This is a genomic window from Cellulomonas sp. P1_G12_2 (assembly GCF_056405535.1).
In genome coordinates, this window is the sequence record NZ_JBFUBX010000001.1 from 505,786 (window position 1) to 521,666 (window position 15,881).

Consider the following 15,881-nt stretch of genomic DNA (forward strand, 5'->3'; position numbering starts at 1 on the left):
CCGCGCGGGAGGGCTGTCTGAGCGGCCGAAAGAGACGGTCTTGAAAACCGTTGGAGCGGGACAACCCCGTTCTCGTGGGTTCGAATCCCACGCCCTCCGCGGTACCGACCGACAGGCGTGCGGCTCGTCGCCCACCTAGGCTCGGCGCGTGCCCCGACGCCACGTCCAGCTGCATGCCCGCCCGCCGCAGGAGGCCCAGGGGGAGGCCGTCGACGTCCTCGTCCGGCGCGGCCTGGACGACCTGCGCCGGGAGCTCGACGTGCCGCCCGAGTTCCCCCCGGACGTGCTCGCCGAGGCGGCCGCGGTCATCGCACGGGGACCCGACGGCGAGCGGTCCGACGCCACGGACATCGCGTTCGTCACCATCGACCCCGAGGGCTCGAAGGACCTGGACCAGGCGCTGCACATCGAGCGCCAGGGGCACGGCTTCCGCGTCCGGTACGCGATCGCCGACGTGGGCGCATGGGTCCGTCCCGGCGGCCGGATCGACGGCGAGGTGCGCGAGCGGGTCGAGACCCTCTACGCACCGGACGGCCGGACCCCGCTGCACCCGCCGGAGCTGTCCGAGGGCGTCGCGAGCCTGCTGCCGGACCAGGTGACCCCGGCCCTCGTGTGGACGATCGACCTCGACGCCGAGGGTGCCCCGGTCGAGGTCAACGTCGTGCGGGCCTCGGTCCGCAGCCGCGCCCAGCTGACCTACGTGGGTGCGCAGGCGGCGCTCGACGACGGGTCCGCCGACGAGACGCTCCGGCTCCTTCGCGAGGTCGGCACGCTCCGGGAGGCGGCCGAGCGCGCCCGCGGGGGCATCACGCTCCCCACGCCGGAGCAGGTGGTCGAGCAGGACGCCGACGGGATCTGGACCCTCGGCAGCCGTGCCACGCTGCCGGTCGAGGAGTGGAACGCCCAGATCTCCCTGCTCACGGGCATGTGCGCGGCGCAGCTCATGCTGGACGGCCGGATCGGCATCGTCCGCACGCTTCCGGAGGCGGACCCGCGCGACGTCGACCGGCTGCGACTGTCCGCGCACGCCCTGGGCGTGCCGTGGCCGGCGGGGGCGACCCCCGGCGACGTCATCCGCGAGCTCGACGCGGCGAACCCGACGCATGCGGCGCTGCTCACCGACGCGACCTCGCTGCTCCGCGGAGCGGCCTATGTGGCGTTCGACGGCGAGGTGCCGCCGTTCACGATGCACGCCGCGATCGCCGCGCCCTACGCCCACACCACCGCGCCGCTGCGCCGGCTCGTCGACCGGTTCGTGGGCGAGACGTGCCTCGCGCTGTGCGCCGGTGAGCCCGTCCCCACGTGGGTGCGCGACGCGCTCCCCGAGCTCCCCGGGCTGATGGCCGGCGGGGACAAGCACGCCGCCGAGTTCGAGCGTGGCTGCCTGGACCTGGTCGAGGCGGCACTGCTCACCGGGCGGGTCGGTGAGGTGTTCGAGGGCGCGATCGTCGACGTCCGGGAGGACCGCGACCTCGGCGTGGTCCAGCTCCGCGACCCCGCGGTCCGCGGCCGGATCGAGGGCGTCGGCCTGCCCCTGGGGGAGGACGTGCGCGTCCGCGTGACTCAGGCCTCCGTGCACGAGCGCAAGGTCGTGTTCGAGCTGGCGGAGCCTCAGGCCGACTCCGCCTCGTCCTCCGCCGAGCCGAACCTCGACCGCAGGTAGCCCGCGTAGCCGCCCGGCGTCCGGCCGACCAGGCGTCCCGAGGTGAGCACGTCGCAGTCCTCCGTCGCGACGATGCGCGCGCCCACCGCCGTGAGCGCCTCGACCAGGTCGACGTCCTCGTGCTCGGGCCGGTCGGGGAAGCCGCCCGCGCGCACGTAGGCGTCCGCGCGTACGCCGAGGTTCGCGCCGTGCACGTGCCCGTTCGGTCGGCCGGGCACGCGGGTGGTCCGCCACGCGGCCAGCTGGGCGGGGGAGAGGTCGGTGGGATCCGGGCGCACGGTACCGACGACCACGTCCGCGCCGGCGTCCGCGAGCCGCAGGTGCTCGAGGATCCAGCCCTCGGGCACCACGGAGTCGGCGTCGGTGCCGGCCACCCAGGTCCGCGCGGGGTCCGCGGTGGAGCGTGCCAGGGCGTCGCGCACCCCCGCCGCACGGGCGGCTCCGGCGCGGCCCTCGTCGAGGTCCACGAGCCGGACGTCGAGGTGCCCGAGCGCGACCGACCGGGTGCCGTCGGTGCACCGGTCGAGCACGAGCACCAGGTCGACCGTGAGGTCCGGCCGCACCGCCCGGGCCGCCTGCCTCGCCGACTGCAGCGAGCCGAGGCACCGCCCCACCAGCTGCTCCTCGTCGCGGGCGGGCACCACGACCACCACGTGCTCGATGCGCGGCCTCACGCCAGCCCCGTCCGCTCGGCCACCGACCGCGGGTCGTCGGCGTAGACGTCGAGGAGCAGGTCGGCCTCCCGGTGCTCGGCCAGGAGCGTGAGGTCGGTGGTGCGACGCAGCAGGCGGTGCACGTCGTCGCCACCGAGCGGGTACGCCTCGACCGGGTGCCGCCAGTGGCAGGCGAGCAGGGTCCCGCCGGGGGCCAGCTGCGCGCGGAGCTCGCGCAGCACACGCGCGAGGGTGGGCCGGTCCAGGTAGTAGCCCACCTCGGACAGGACGACGAGGTCGAACGGGCCGGTCGGCACACGGGACGCGACGTCCGCGACCTCCACCCGCGCGCCCGGCACGCGCTCGCGGGCACGCTCGACCGCGGCGGCCGACACGTCGATGGCCAGCAGGTCGTCGGCATGCTCGGCGAGCTGCGCGGTGAGGACGCCGATCCCGCAGCCCACCTCCAGCACCCGGCCGTACCGCGCGTCCGGCAGGGCCGCGAGCGTCAGCGCGCGCTTGCGCTTCTCGTACCAGCGGTCGGTGTAGCCCCACGGGTCGTCGTGCCGGTCGTAGGTGGCGTCGAAGAACTCGCCGGTCAGCGACGGCAGGGTGGGCTCCTGCGTGACGACGACCTCGACGTCCCGGTCGAACGTCCGCAGGAACGCGGGGTGCAGCGTCGGGGCGTCGCGCGGGTCCGGCGACAGCGCGGCGACCTGAGTCGCGTGCGCCGCCACGGCCCGGTGCTTGCGCACCACCGACCGGTCCGAGAGGTCGACCACCCGGAGCCGGTCCCACGGGACGCGGGGGTCGTCGGGCGTCGCCCAGTGCCAGAGCCACAGCGGGTACTCCAGCAGCGTGCAGCCCAGCTCGTCGGCCAGCGTCGCGCAGATCTCGCCGACAACCCGGTGGTCGCGATGCCCGTCCCCGCGCCACGGGGAAACGAGCTGGTCGACCGGAGGGCCGTCGGCCAGCAGCTTCCGGAGGTCCGCCTCGACCGCGTCGCGCACCTCGCGCAGCCCGCCGTCGGGATGACCGAGCAGCGTGACCGGGGAGTCGGGGGACAGCAGCCGCACCGCCTCGCGCACCTCCGCCGACCGGACCTCCACCAGCGCGTCGGGCGTGAGCGTCGGGGAGCCGGGATGGGACGCGCTGCCGTCGGAGACGACGACGACCTCGGCCGGGTGACCGGCGTCTGCCAGCTCGGCCAGGATGCCGCCGGCGCCGAGCGTCTCGTCGTCCGGGTGGGCGGCGACCACCACCGTGCGTCCGGTCCGCCGGAGCGCGAGCGCGGGCAGGTCGCGGAATCGGGCGTCGGCGGACCAGGCGTCGGCGGGAGTGCCGGGGGCCTGTCCGTCGAACGTCACGACGGCGGATCCGCCACGGCGGCGAGCGCCTGTCCCAGGGACACGTCGTCGCGCTCGGCGTGCTGCTGGCGGACGTAGACCTGCAGGTCGGCCGCCCGCTTGGCGTGCTCCGCCTCGAGCGCGAGCGGCGCCGGACCGAGCGCGTGCCCGGCGATCCGCAGCACGTCCTCGCAGACCCCGGCCACGGTCGCCCGCACCCGCTTGGCCAGCAGCCTGCCCTGCGCGGCGTCGAGCGAGCCTGCGTCCACCAGGCCGGCCGCCTCGGCGAGGGCCCGGCGGGCGGACTCCAGCCGCTGGTCGATTGCCCCGAGGTGCATCGCGAGCAGCGGGTCGTCGCGCCCGTGCGCCTGCGCGTGCACCCGCCGGCCGATCCCGACCGCGCCGCCGAACCAGCACGCCGCCACCCCGACGCCGCCCCACCAGAACCCCGGCCGCTCGAGGTACCAGCCGGGCGCGCCCACCGGAGTCGCGCGGACGTCGTCGAACGCCACGGCGGTGCTCGGGATCTCGGCCAGCCCCCGGGACACCCACTCCTGGTCGGCCGGCCGGACGCCCTGCTCGCGCAGGCCCACCGCGAACAGCCCCCGTGTGCCGTCCGCGAGGTGCGCGGTGACCAGCGCCGCGTCCAGCTCGCCCGCCAGCGAGCACCACGGCTTCGTCCCGTGCAGCCGCCAGCCGTCGTCGTCCTGCGCCGCGTCGAGCCGCACGCCTGGGCCCTCGGCCGCGAACACGCCCCAAGTCCGCCGGCCGCCGTCGGGGACGCCGGCCTGCGCCAGGATCGCGCGCGCGTCGAGGTGCGGCTCGACCGCCCGTGCCACACCGAGGTCGGCGGCGCCGAGCGTGGCGAGCAGCTCCCAGAGCTCGATCGTGCGGCCCCCACCGGGGAGCAGGTCGGCGGGCCAGGTCACGACGTCGCGCAGGGCCTCACCGACCGTGCGGGGGATCGTCGGTGCGCCGCTGCTCGGGCCGAGCGCGCGCAGTCGCACGCTTCCAGGCAGGGCCATCTCCGTCACTCCCAGGGGATCAGCTGGGCGGGACCGCTGCTCGATCCGTCGTCCAGATCATCACCGCGGGTGGTCGGTCGCGCGACCCGAGCGGAGATCCGTGCGCAGGTGGACGGCCACGTGGCAGGGTCGGAGCGTGCACACCAGCGCCGGGGCGGACCGATGAGCGAGCTCGACGACGTCGCCGACGAGCTCTACGCCGGGCCTCCCGCGGAGTTCGTCGCCCGCCGCGCCGCCGCCGTGAAGGCCGCGAAGGCCGACAAGGACCGCGAGCTCGCCGACGCCATCGGAGAGCTGCGCAAGCCGACCGTCTCGGCCTGGCTGGTCAACCTGCTGGTGCGCGACGACCCCGCCCTCGCCGGGCAGATCGTCGCGCTCGGCGAGGGGCTGCGGGACGCCGAACGGTCGCTGGACGGACCTGCTCTGCGCGAGCTGTCGTCGCAGCGTCGCCAGCTCGTCCGCTCGCTGGTGGCCCGCGCCCGCCGGCTCGCGCAGCCGACCGGTCAGAAGATCGGCGACGCGGTGGTCCAGGAGCTCGACGCCACGCTCACCGCCGCGCTCGCGGACCCGGCGGTGGCGCGCGAGGTCGTGTCCGGTCGTCTCACCGCGGCGCGCGAGTATGCGGGTTTCGGCAGCGCGGACACGGCCGAGGGTGCACCCCCGCCTGCGCCACCGAAGCCGGCGAAGGCACCGAAGGAGCCGAGCCCGCCCGCCGCGCGCGGCAAGCTCCGGCTCGTCGGGGAGTCGGAGCGCGCAGAGCCCAAGGAGACCGCCGTCGACCGCGAACGCCGGCGCCGCGAGGAGCGCGAGCAGCGCGCCCGCGACGAGGCGCAGGCGGCGTGGGAGGAGGCCGAGCGAGCCGCGGCGGAGGCCAGGCGTCGGCACGAGGCCGCGGTCGCGGCGCGCGACGAGAGTGCCGCGGAGGTCGCCCGCGCGCAGGAGCGTGCCGCCCGTGCTCACGAGGAGGAGGACGACCTGGTGCGCGAGCTCGCGGAGGTCCGCCGCCGCCTCGCCGCCGCCGGCAAGGCGGCCACGGTCGCGGACAAGGACGTGGCGTCGACGCAGCAGACCCTGCGCGCCGACGACAAGGACGTCGCGGTGGCCGAGCGCGAGCTCCACCGTGCGGAACGAGCACGAGACGCGGCCGAGGCCGCACGCGACGGGAAGTAGGAGGAGCCGATGGCAGACAGCAGGGACGACGCCCCGCGGGTGCACCCCGAGAGCATCGAGGAGTGGCGCGACTGGCTGCGCGCCCACCACGACACCGTGCCCGGGGCGTGGCTGGTGTCGTGGAAGACCGCGACCGGCAGGCCGACCGTGCCGTACGAGCGGGCGGTCGAGGAGGCGCTGTGCGTCGGGTGGATCGACTCGACGAGCAAGACGGTCGACGACGAGCGCCGGATGCTCTGGTTCACGCGCCGCAAGCCGGGCAGCGGCTGGGCGCGGACCAACAAGGAACGGATCGTGCGACTGGAGGCAGAGGGCCGGATGACCCCCACCGGCCGCGCGGTCATCGACGCGGCCAAGGCCGACGGGTCGTGGACGCTGCTCGACGACGTGGAGAACCTGGTGGTCCCGGACGACCTGGCGGCGGCGTTCGACCGCTACCCGGGCTCGCGCGCGCAGTTCGACGCATTCCCGCCGTCGGCTCGGCGCGCCATCCTCGGCTGGATCGTGCAGGCAAAGCGCGCGACCACGCGTGCGGCGCGGCTCGAGGAGTCGGCGCGGCTCGCGGCGGAGGGCAAGCGGGCCAACGAGTGGGTGCCCAAGGGCTAGGCGGCAGCGACGCCGCAGGTCAGGGGCCGCTTTGGTGGTGGGCCACCGGCGCGGGTACCCTGTGCTGGTCCTGGAGACGTCGCATAGCCCGGTCTAGTGCGCGACCCTGCTAAGGTCGTGAAGGCGTAAGCCTTCCGTGGGTTCAAATCCCACCGTCTCCGCTCTTGCACGAGATCTCGCTCGAACCAGCAGCTCGAACCGTCACGGTTCGGGCTGTTGCTGTGTCCGGCCCCGGCGCGCCAGCACCACGTCGCCGACGATCACCGCCAGCAGCACCGCGTTCGACACCCAGTTCAGGGCCAGCGGGGAGGCCGCGTCCCGCAGCGCGAACACCCCGAGCACCGCCACGACGCCGACCAGGTGCGGCGCCGACCACCGGCCGCCGGTCGCGCGTCGGAAGAACGCGTTCCCCAGCAGGTACACCGCCGCGGCGCCGCAGACCAGCCCCGCGGTCCACGTGTCGGTGTGCCCGAGGGGGTGCAGGAGCACGAGCTCGTCGGCCACGGCCGTGAGCACGATCCCCGCGATCAGCAGGAACGGGACGTACGTGTAGGCGGTCTGCGCGACCATCCCCGGCTCCGCGCGCGACGAGAAGTACTCGGTGGCCGACCGCTCGGACCGGTCGAAGAACAGCAGCCACATGAGCACGGTGCTGGCGAACGCCGCGAGGAACGCCAGCAGCGTGGTGGTGTCGAGCTCCAGCTCCGCGAACGCCGTGCCGGTGACGATGATCGACTCGCCCAGGCTGATGATGAGGAACAGGGCCACCCGCTCGGCCATGTGCGAGCCCCGGACGGACCACGTCGTCGGGTCCGTCGGCCCCATGAACGGCACCCAGAACAGCGCCCGGGGGCCGACGACGTCGATCAGCGCCGCCGTGATCCACAGCGCCGGCCGCAGGTGCTCGTCGACCAGCGCGCCCGCGATCCAGAACGCCCCGGACACGCTCAGCCACACGGTGATCCGCACGAAGTTGGTGGCGTTCTCCGGCCAGTGCCGCCCCATCGCCCACACCGTGAACAGGGTCCGGCCCACCTGGATCACCACGTACGGCACCGCGAACAGCAGCGCCTTGCCCTCGAACGCCTCGGGGATCGCGCTCGACATGAGCAGACCCAGCAGCATGAGGACCAGCAGCATCGCCCGCACGGGGGTCTTGTCCGGGTCGAGCCAGTTGGTCACCCACGTGGTGTCGATCCACAGCCACCAGACCGCCCAGGCGAGCACGAGCGTCTGGAGCAGGGTGGTGAGGTCCGGGTGCGCGATGAGGCTGTGCGACAGCTGGGTGACCGCGAAGACGAACACGAGGTCGAAGAACAGCTCGATGTACCCGACCCGGCTGCCGTCGTGGCCGCCCCCGTGCCGGAGCACGTCCGCGCGCATGCCCCACCGGCCGCCGCCGGTGCCCAGTCGCTGCGTGGTCGTCACCGGGCGATCCTGCCACGGGCGTGTGACGGGTCACGTGGCCACGGTTTGGGCGACCGGGCACCTGACCTGTATCGTCGTCTGCGGCCCTGCGGGGCCATGCGCCCGTAGCTCAATGGATAGAGCATCTGACTACGGATCAGAAGGTTGGGGGTTCGAGTCCCTTCGGGCGCACAGAGCAGGATGAAGAAGACGAGGCGCGCTGCTGACACGCAGTGCGCCTCTCTTCTTGCCCGAGCACACCCGGCGCTCGGGGCACAACGTGGCCGAAGGGACAGGCGAGGCGTTCGGTCGCTCGCCGATAACGTGAGACAGCCTGCCCGGAGTCGGGCAGCGCACCACGCCGGCCCGCTTCGGCTGTTGCGGCCGGCCGCCACCGCGCGCCCCGTCCTCCGGACCGTGACGCGCCATCGCCCATCGCGATCGCCGCACCGAAGGATCATCCCCATGAGCGTCACACCTGCTCGCACCCTCCGCCTGGCCACCGCCGCCCTCGCAGCGCTCGGTCTGACCGCCTTGGCCGCCGCGCCGGCGCACGCCGCGGTGCAACCCGCGGGCCTTGCCTGCGACTTCCCGCTCGACATCGTCGGGGACGGTGGAGCCCTCAAGTTCCACCAGCACGGCGACGTCATCATGTTCACCGGCCGGGGCGAGAACCTCACCCTGACCAACGTGGACACCAGCGCGTCGCTCAGCCTGCGGTCCAAGGGCGTCGCGGTGCGGGTGACGCAGCTGCCGGACGATGCCTCCCGCTACGAGCTGAACGGCAGCAACATCGTCATCCTGTTCCCGACGGATGTGCCTGCCGGGCCGTCCACCACCCTCTACAACGGCCGGGTCGTCTTCCATGTCGACGCGGACGCGGTCTGGACGCTCGAGTCCTTCGCGGGCCCGACCCGGGACCTCTGCGCCGAGCTGAGCTGACCCCCACCGGGCACCCCGCTACTCGGCGTGGTCGACCTGTCGGGCCCAGCGGGCCGCGAGCTCGATGCGGCTGGCCGCTCCCACCCGGTCGCGCGCCGCGGCGAGGCGGTGCTTCACTGCGCTCTCGCTGATCCCCAGGTGCCGGGCCATGCGCGTGGTCGTCCATCCGCGGCCGGCCAGGGCGATGACCTCGGCCTCTCTCGGTGTGAACGGGGTGCTTCCTTCCTCGTACCGTTCCCCGAGGCGGGCGATGGCGGAGTCGAGTGCCGCGCGGAACGTCAGCGCCGCACGGACCGGTTCCCCGAGCGCCGCGAGGCAGGCGAGCTCGTCGTCCGTGAGGTCGCCGCACTGCCGGTGCACGCCCAGGAACAGCAGCGTCGTCGGGGTGCGCTGCAGGGCGAGAGCGGCGGGGTAGCGGCCCTCGGTGTGGGAGTGCATCGCCTGGTAGATGTCGGAGTCCCAGAACGGCTCCATCTCGGCGACGTCGCTGACGCGATGGACGAGGCGGTTGCGCAGGAGCGTGCGGAACGAGGGATGCCGGCCGGCCACCGACTCGGCCTCGGCGACCTGGGCGGGCGTCAGGGTGAACAGCCGCGAGACGCCGAGCATCACGCTTCCGCTCAGGCCGGTGGGAGTCGTCGACCACAGGCACAGGCCGGTCCCGGCGTCCGAGGAGAGCGCCCGGTCGACGCGTTCGGTGAGCTCCTGGGCGTAGTCCTGCCCGCGCGCGACCTGCCAGGCGACATCGACTCCGATGCGCAGCGCGTCGTCCATCTTCACGATGGGGCCCCCAGCTGTCCCCGACATCGCAGACCCGACCACAGTAGCGCTGACCCGATCCGAGCCGCCCCGTCCTTCCCCTGGGCACGCTCGCGGAGGACGATCGGGTGCACGGAGTCCGAGGTCGCCGGTGCCGGCGACGGCTCCAGGAGGCACGCCGTGCGACGACGACGGGTGATCTTCCGGTCGGTGGTGCTGGCCGTCGCGCTCGGCGGGGCCCTGGCGCTGCTGCTCCCCACAGCCTGGTTCTGGCTCGGCGGGGCGTTCCTCGGGGTGGTGCTCGCCCTCGTGGCCGTGTTCGCGCTGATCAACCTGGTCTCGGCGCTGCGCGACCGGACGCCCGACCACGAGCCGCCCGGCGCCTGGTGGTGGTGCGAGCTCCCGATCGACCACACGTATGTCCGGCTCGCCGCGGTCGACTCGACGTGGCGGTGCACGCGGTGCGGGGACGTGCGGCACGTGCCACCACCTCGGGCGACGAGCGACGCCTGGGCGGAGGGCGACAGCGGCTTCCCGATGGGTTACCACGACTGACCTGGGGGATGACGGCGGTCCGCCCGGGGGACCAACGGCCGGCGGCCGGGATCCGCCCTGAGGGCCACTCGCCGCGGGGTCCTGCCGACGCAGAGTGAGGATCGTGACCCTCTATGTCGGACGACTCCCGGAACGAGTGCGCCGTCGCCGTGCGCGGTGGGCGGTCGCGAGTGCGGTGGTCGTGCTCTGCGTCGCCGTCGCCGGCCTCGTGCACGCGCTGGGCAGCGCCGCGACTCCGGGTCCGACCCCGACCGCCCAGGGGCTGAGCCCGGTGCTCGAGCAGCGGTTCGCCGCCGCGCAGGAGGCGGCCGGGCTGGCCGGTGTGCCCCTCACCCTGACGTCGGGCTGGCGGTCGGCGGCGGACCAGCAGGCGATCGTCGACGACGCGGTCGAGCGGTACGGGTCGATCGAGGAGGCGCGGCGGTGGGTGCTCCCGCCGGAGTCGTCCGCGCACGTGCAGGGGACCGCGATCGACGTCGGACCCACCGAGGGAGCCCTGTGGCTGGGTGAGCACGGGTTCGAGCTGGGCCTGTGCCGCACGTACGCGAACGAGATCTGGCACTTCGAGCTGTTGGCCGACGGCGCGCAGACGTGCCCTGAGCTGCACCCGGACTCGTCCAGCGGCTGGTGAGCCCGTCAGACCGCGGCGTTGTTCTTCTGCACCCGGTTGCGCAGGAAGATCAGCGGCAGGATCAGCGTCCCGAGCATGGTGACGATCCAGACCGTGAGCGAACCGAAGACCCAGGCGGTGGTGCCGCTGATGGTCAGGCCCTCGCCGATGAGGGTCGCCACCCACAGCGCCGCGACCGTGGAGACCAGGCCGACGGCACCGGTGAGCGCGTTCGCGTACTTGCGGGACATCACCAGGAACCACGGCGTGAGGATGCTCTGCAGGACCGCGAAGACGATCACCGCGACGAGGAATCCCGACGCCGTCACGGTGAACCCGTCGACGATCAGCGACGCGATCCACAGGCCGAGGGCCGCCGAGGCCAGGAAGATGAACGCCCGGATCAGGAAGACGACCATCGGAGATGCTCCTTCGCGTCAGGGGCGGGGAGCGGGTCCCGGGCCCTGAGCCTCACCCTAGGGAAGCGCGCTACCGCGCCGCCAGGGTGTGACCAGTCCGTTTGTTACGAGTGATCGCACGGCTCGGTCGTTGGCCAGGACGCCCGCTACCGTGGCTCGGGTGACGGAGAACTCGACACCCACGCCCATCGCCACCCCCGAACACACGGTCGACGGTTTTGTCCGGGAGTTCCTGCGCGAGCTGAACTTCGGTCAGGGCACCGACCTCACGCGCGCGTCGGTCAACGACAAGTACCTCGCCATGGCCCGCACGGTGCGCCACTACCTCATGGTCCGCTGGATGGAGACCCTGCGGCGGCAGTACCAGATCCAGGCCAAGTCCGTGGCGTACCTGTCGGCGGAGTTCCTGCTCGGCCGGCAGCTGGACAACGCCCTGCTCGCCGCCGACCTCGACGAGGTCGTCGAGGAGGGTCTGGCGTCCCTGGGCATCGACCTGGCGGAGCTGCGCGAGGCGGAGGTCGAGCCCGGTCTCGGCAACGGTGGCCTCGGCCGGCTCGCGGCGTGCTTCATCGACTCGCTCGCGACGATGAACGTCCCGTGCATCGGCTACGGCATCCGGTACGAGTACGGCATCTTCCGCCAGACGTTCGTCGACGGCTGGCAGGTGGAGAAGCCCGACAACTGGCTGGCGCTGGGGTCGCCGTGGGAGTTCCCGCACCCGGAGGCCGCCGTCACCGTCGACTTCGGCGGTCACACCGAGCAGTACGTGGCCGACGACGGCGAGACCCGGAGCCGGTGGGTGCCGGGCTGGAGCGTCCTGGGCGTCCCGTACAACTACATGGTCCCGGGCTATGAGAACGGTCGCGTGAACACGCTGCGCCTCTGGAGCGCGCGCGCCACCCGCGCGTTCGACCTGGAGATCTTCAACGCCGGCGACTACGCGCAGGCGGTCCGCGCCCAGACGTTCGCGGAGAACATCTCCAAGGTGCTCTACCCGGAGGACTCCACGCCGCAGGGCAAGGAGCTGCGCCTGCAGCAGCAGTACTTCTTCGTCGCCTGCTCGATCCGTGACTTCCTCGACCAGGTGCTGCCCGGCGACTTCGACCTGCACAAGCTGCCCGAGCGCATCATCTTCCAGCTCAACGACACCCACCCCGTCATCGCGATCCCGGAGCTCATGCGGATCCTCGTCGACGAGAAGGGCTGGGACTGGGACGACGCCTGGGCGGTCACCCAGAAGTGCTTCGCGTACACCTGCCACACCCTGCTGCCGGAGGCCCTCGAGGTCTGGTCGGTGGACCTGCTGGGCAAGCTCCTGCCGCGCCACCTCGAGATCATCTACCGGATCAACGAGGACTTCATGGCCGAGCTCCGGGAGGCGTACCCGGACGACGAGCTCCGTGTGCGCCGCATGTCGATCATCGCCGAGTACCCCGAGCGCGCCGTCCGGATGGCGTACCTGGCCACCGTGGCGGGTTCGAAGGTCAACGGTGTGGCGGCCCTGCACTCGCAGCTGCTCAAGGACAAGGTGCTGCACGACTTCTCCGACTATTTCCCGGACAAGTTCACCAACGTGACCAACGGCGTCACGCCCCGGCGGTTCGTGCGGCTGGCCAACCCGGGCCTGTCCGAGCTGGTCACGGCGGCGATCGGTGACGGATGGGTCACCGACCTGGAACGGTTGAAGGATCTCGAGCCGCTGGCCGACGACGCCGAGTTCCGGCAGGCGTTCCGCGAGGTCAAGCGCGCGAACAAGCTCCGGCTGGTGGACGTGCTGGCGGAGCGCGACGGCATCGCGATCGACCCCGACACGATGCTCGACGTGATGGTCAAGCGCCTGCACGAGTACAAGCGCCAGACGCTCAAGCTCCTGCACGTGGTCACCCTGTACGACCAGGTGACGTCCGGCGCCGTGAAGATCGAGGACGTCACGCCGCGCACCTTCGCGTTCGGTGCCAAGGCGGCACCCGGCTACAAGATGGCCAAGCAGACCATCGGCCTGATCAACGCCGTCGGCCGCACGATCAACAACGACCCCGCGCTGCAGGGCCGGCTCACCGTCGCGTTCCCCGCCAACTACAACGTCACGCTCGCGGAGAAGCTGATCCCCGCGGCGGACCTGTCCGAGCAGATCTCGCTGGCCGGCAAGGAGGCGTCAGGCACGGGCAACATGAAGTTCGCGCTCAACGGCGCCCTGACCATCGGCACCGACGACGGCGCGAACGTCGAGATCCGCGAGCTCGTGGGCGACGACAACTTCTTCCTCTTCGGGCTGCTCGAGCCGGAGGTGGCGGAGATCGTCGACCGTGGCTACCACCCCACGTCGTACTACGAGGAGAACCGTTCGCTGCGGCACGCTCTCGACCTGATCGCGTCGGGCACGTTCTCCGGCGGCGACCGGACGACGTTCGAGCCCATCGTGTCCAACCTGCTGTCCGAGGACCGGTTCCTGGTGCTCGCCGACTACCAGGCGTACATCGACGCGCAGGCCCGGGTCGACGAGGCGTACGCGGACACCGAGGCGTGGACGCGGTCGGCGGTGCTCAACGTGGCGCGGTCCGGCTTCTTCTCCTCGGACCGCTCGATGCGCGACTACATCGACCGCATCTGGCACACGCACCCGGTGCCCCCGGAGAAGTGACGACGCGCAGCGTCCGAGGAAGTGGCCGCCACGGCGCTCACGTCCTCGGACGCTGTGACGTGGTGCCGGGGCCTACCCTTGTCGCGTGACACCCGCGAAGAAGTCCCAGGAGATGAAGGCGTCGACCGCAGCCGCCAAGCTCGACGTATACCTGCCGGCCACGCCGGAGGACTTCCAGAACCGGATGATCACGCGCGACGAGCTCACCGAGCTGCAGCGCACGCCGCCGCAGTGGCTGGTGGACCTGCGCCGCGACGGGCCGCACCCCCGCAGCGTCATCGCGGGCCGGCTGCGCATCTCGATCAGCGGCCTCGCGCGCGGCGGGATCACGGACCCGCTGACCACGGAAGAGATCGAGGCGCTGCAGGCCGAGCCGCCCAACTGGCTGGTCCGCGAGCGCGAGATCGCCGCGCAGGTGCGCCTGGAGGAGCGCCTGCAGGAGTCGCGCGAGGCGGACCGCAAGGCCGAGGCCGACCGCAAGGCCGCCTCCGGCAAGGGCTGATCAGAGGCCCCCGCGCGGCGGTTCGAAGTCGGGCACCAGCACCGGGGTGTCGCGGTTGAGCGACTCGCCGCGGAAGTACGGCCGCAGGGACAGCTTCGCGGCGCACGCGACCATCAGCGGCACCCCGAGGACCAGCATCCCGACCCCGATGACGAACACACCGCCGACCCCGCCGAAGCTCGTGTACCCGTAGTCGGGGTCGAGCATGTCGCGCGCCGAGATGCCGAACGCCCAGACCATGCCGGCGCCGCCGAGCAGCGGGAACAGGCCGCGCAGGAAGAAGTTGCGGGCGCTGCGGAAGATCGACCGCCAGAAGTACGCGACGCACGCGAAGGCGGTCACGGCGTAGTAGAACGCCACGGCGAGGCCCAGCGACGCGATCGAGTCGAACAGGGCGTCCTCGCTCAGCAGCTTGAGCACGATGTAGAACACGGTGGCCGTGATCCCCATGACCAGCGTGGAGAACGACGGGGTCTTGAACACCGGGTGCACGCGCGCGAACTGCTCGGGCACGGCCTTGTAGACGGCCATCGCGAGGGTGCCGCGGGCGGTCGGCAGGATCGTGGTCTGCGTCGACGCCGTCGCGGACACCGCGATGACCAGCAGGAGGATGAACGCCATCACCGGTCCGAGCAGCGGACCGCCCAGCACGGTGACCACGTCGTCGATGTTGGCCTCGTTGTTCAGGCCGATCCCGGTGGTGCCGAACCCCGCGTACGCCTGCACGGCCACCGCGACCAGGCAGTAGGTGACCAGCAGGATGACCGTGGCCAGCACCGCGGCGCGTCCGGGGGTGCGTGCGAGGTCCTTGGTCTCCTCGTTGACCGCGAGGCACGCGTCCCAGCCCCAGTAGATGAACAGGCACAGGATCACGGCGGCGGCGATGGCCGACGACGACAGCCCGGCGGGGTTGAACCAGGACCACTCCGGGAGCACGGCCTGCGGTCCGGCGGTGCCGGCGTAGACCTTCCAGAGCGCCAGGATGCTCAAGCCCCCCAGCACGATGAACTGGAAGACGACGAGCACGTTCTGCAGGCGCTCGCTGACCAGGATGCCGCGGTAGCTCACCCAGGTCATGGCCGCGATGAAGCCGACTCCGATGAGCAGGACCGCGATCCGGTTCTCGGCCACCTCGTCGAGGCCGAACGCGCGCAGGAAGTAGACGGCTGCGACCTCGGCCACGTTGGCCAGCACGATGATCCCCGACACCGCCAGGCCCCAGCCCCCCAGCCAGCCGACCCACGGACCGAGCGCCTTGGCGCCCCAGGTGAACGTGGTCCCGCAGTCCGGCATGACCGAGTTGAGCTCGCGGTAGGCGATCGCGACGAGAAGCATCGGCACGAACGCGATGAGGAACATGGCCGGCGACTTGTCGCCGACCGCCAGCACCACGTAGCCGAGCGTCGCCGCCAGCGAGTAGGCGGGTGCCGTGCTGGCCAGGCCGATGACGGTGTTGCCCCAGAGGCCCAGCGAACCGGAGCTCAGCCCCTTCGTCTGTGCAGGGGACTCGTCGGTCAGGGCGCTGCTCATCGGACCTCCCGGCTCGCGTCGTCGCGGTACCCCCGGATCCGGACATTACTCCC

15 protein-coding genes and 3 tRNA genes are annotated in these 15,881 nt (G+C 72.5%); 11 read left to right on the forward strand and 7 right to left on the reverse strand.

Annotated elements, in window-relative coordinates; genetic code table 11:
* The first annotated feature begins 7 nt into the window (after nt 1-7).
* Nucleotides 8-99, forward strand: a tRNA-Ser gene (locus AC1DXT_RS02520).
* 49 nt (nt 100-148) lie between these two features.
* Nucleotides 149-1,663, forward strand: coding sequence for an RNB domain-containing ribonuclease (locus AC1DXT_RS02525; RefSeq protein WP_477059796.1), 1,515 nt, complete (start codon nt 149-151; stop codon nt 1,661-1,663).
* Here AC1DXT_RS02525 and AC1DXT_RS02530 read toward each other — a convergent pair.
* The 3 genes from AC1DXT_RS02530 to AC1DXT_RS02540 are packed head-to-tail and all read right to left on the reverse strand — an operon-like array spanning nt 1,612 to nt 4,687.
* Complete coding sequence (locus AC1DXT_RS02530; protein WP_477059797.1) at nt 1,612-2,337, reverse strand: glycosyltransferase family 2 protein; 726 nt, start codon at nt 2,335-2,337, stop codon at nt 1,612-1,614. The genes AC1DXT_RS02525 and AC1DXT_RS02530 overlap by 52 nt on opposite strands.
* Nucleotides 2,334-3,683 (reverse strand): PIG-L family deacetylase, encoded by a 1,350-nt coding sequence (locus AC1DXT_RS02535; protein WP_477059798.1) that lies wholly within the window; start codon nt 3,681-3,683, stop codon nt 2,334-2,336. Before AC1DXT_RS02535 ends, AC1DXT_RS02530 begins: the two co-directional genes overlap by 4 nt.
* On the reverse strand, nt 3,680-4,687 hold the full coding sequence (locus AC1DXT_RS02540; RefSeq protein WP_477059799.1) for an acyl-CoA dehydrogenase: 1,008 nt from the start codon (nt 4,685-4,687) through the stop codon (nt 3,680-3,682). Before AC1DXT_RS02540 ends, AC1DXT_RS02535 begins: the two co-directional genes overlap by 4 nt.
* Before the next feature lie 162 nt (nt 4,688-4,849).
* Here AC1DXT_RS02540 and AC1DXT_RS02545 point away from each other — a divergent pair, with 162 nt between their 5' ends.
* The 3 genes from AC1DXT_RS02545 (at nt 4,850) to AC1DXT_RS02555 (ending at nt 6,624) form a co-directional block, all read left to right on the forward strand.
* The gene (locus AC1DXT_RS02545) at nt 4,850-5,857 is read left to right on the forward strand and encodes a hypothetical protein (protein ID WP_477059800.1); all 1,008 of its coding nucleotides are present in this window, start codon (nt 4,850-4,852) and stop codon (nt 5,855-5,857) included.
* A gap of 9 nt (nt 5,858-5,866) precedes the next feature.
* The gene (locus tag AC1DXT_RS02550) at nt 5,867-6,463 is read left to right on the forward strand and encodes a YdeI/OmpD-associated family protein (protein ID WP_477059801.1); all 597 of its coding nucleotides are present in this window, start codon (nt 5,867-5,869) and stop codon (nt 6,461-6,463) included.
* A 72-nt stretch (nt 6,464-6,535) separates the two neighbouring features.
* A tRNA-Ser gene (locus AC1DXT_RS02555) sits at nt 6,536-6,624 on the forward strand.
* A 40-nt stretch (nt 6,625-6,664) separates the two neighbouring features.
* On the opposite strand, the gene AC1DXT_RS02560 is transcribed toward AC1DXT_RS02555, so the two are convergent.
* Entirely contained in the window at nt 6,665-7,891 is a 1,227-nt protein-coding gene (locus AC1DXT_RS02560) for a low temperature requirement protein A (protein WP_477059802.1), read from the reverse strand.
* Nucleotides 7,892-7,989: 98 nt separating this feature from the next.
* On the opposite strand from AC1DXT_RS02560, the gene AC1DXT_RS02565 reads away from it, so the two are divergent.
* Nucleotides 7,990-8,062: transfer RNA gene (locus AC1DXT_RS02565), tRNA-Arg, on the forward strand.
* 273 nt (nt 8,063-8,335) lie between these two features.
* The gene (locus AC1DXT_RS02570) at nt 8,336-8,812 is read left to right on the forward strand and encodes a hypothetical protein (protein ID WP_477059803.1); all 477 of its coding nucleotides are present in this window, start codon (nt 8,336-8,338) and stop codon (nt 8,810-8,812) included.
* Between the two features lie 18 nt (nt 8,813-8,830).
* On the opposite strand, the gene AC1DXT_RS02575 is transcribed toward AC1DXT_RS02570, so the two are convergent.
* Nucleotides 8,831-9,586, reverse strand: a complete 756-nt coding sequence (locus tag AC1DXT_RS02575; protein WP_477060800.1) for a helix-turn-helix transcriptional regulator — start codon at nt 9,584-9,586, stop codon at nt 8,831-8,833.
* Between the two features lie 165 nt (nt 9,587-9,751).
* Here AC1DXT_RS02575 and AC1DXT_RS02580 point away from each other — a divergent pair, with 165 nt between their 5' ends.
* Nucleotides 9,752-10,126: a hypothetical protein gene (locus AC1DXT_RS02580; RefSeq protein WP_477059804.1), complete on the forward strand. Its 375-nt coding sequence runs from the start codon at nt 9,752-9,754 to the stop codon at nt 10,124-10,126.
* A 103-nt stretch (nt 10,127-10,229) separates the two neighbouring features.
* On the forward strand, nt 10,230-10,757 hold the full coding sequence (locus tag AC1DXT_RS02585) for a M15 family metallopeptidase (RefSeq protein ID WP_477059805.1): 528 nt from the start codon (nt 10,230-10,232) through the stop codon (nt 10,755-10,757).
* Nucleotides 10,758-10,762: 5 nt separating this feature from the next.
* Here AC1DXT_RS02585 and AC1DXT_RS02590 read toward each other — a convergent pair whose 3' ends face one another.
* Entirely contained in the window at nt 10,763-11,155 is a 393-nt protein-coding gene (locus AC1DXT_RS02590; protein WP_477059806.1) for a phage holin family protein, read from the reverse strand.
* Nucleotides 11,156-11,315: 160 nt separating this feature from the next.
* Here AC1DXT_RS02590 and AC1DXT_RS02595 point away from each other — a divergent pair, with 160 nt between their 5' ends.
* Both AC1DXT_RS02595 and AC1DXT_RS02600 read left to right on the forward strand, forming a co-directional pair.
* Nucleotides 11,316-13,796: a glycogen/starch/alpha-glucan phosphorylase gene (locus AC1DXT_RS02595; RefSeq protein WP_477059807.1), complete on the forward strand. Its 2,481-nt coding sequence runs from the start codon at nt 11,316-11,318 to the stop codon at nt 13,794-13,796.
* An 85-nt stretch (nt 13,797-13,881) separates the two neighbouring features.
* On the forward strand, nt 13,882-14,298 hold the full coding sequence (locus AC1DXT_RS02600; protein ID WP_477059808.1) for a DUF5997 family protein: 417 nt from the start codon (nt 13,882-13,884) through the stop codon (nt 14,296-14,298).
* Here AC1DXT_RS02600 and AC1DXT_RS02605 read toward each other — a convergent pair whose 3' ends face one another.
* The gene (locus AC1DXT_RS02605; RefSeq protein WP_477059809.1) at nt 14,299-15,828 is read right to left on the reverse strand and encodes an APC family permease; all 1,530 of its coding nucleotides are present in this window, start codon (nt 15,826-15,828) and stop codon (nt 14,299-14,301) included.
* Nucleotides 15,829-15,881: the final 53 nt, after the last annotated feature.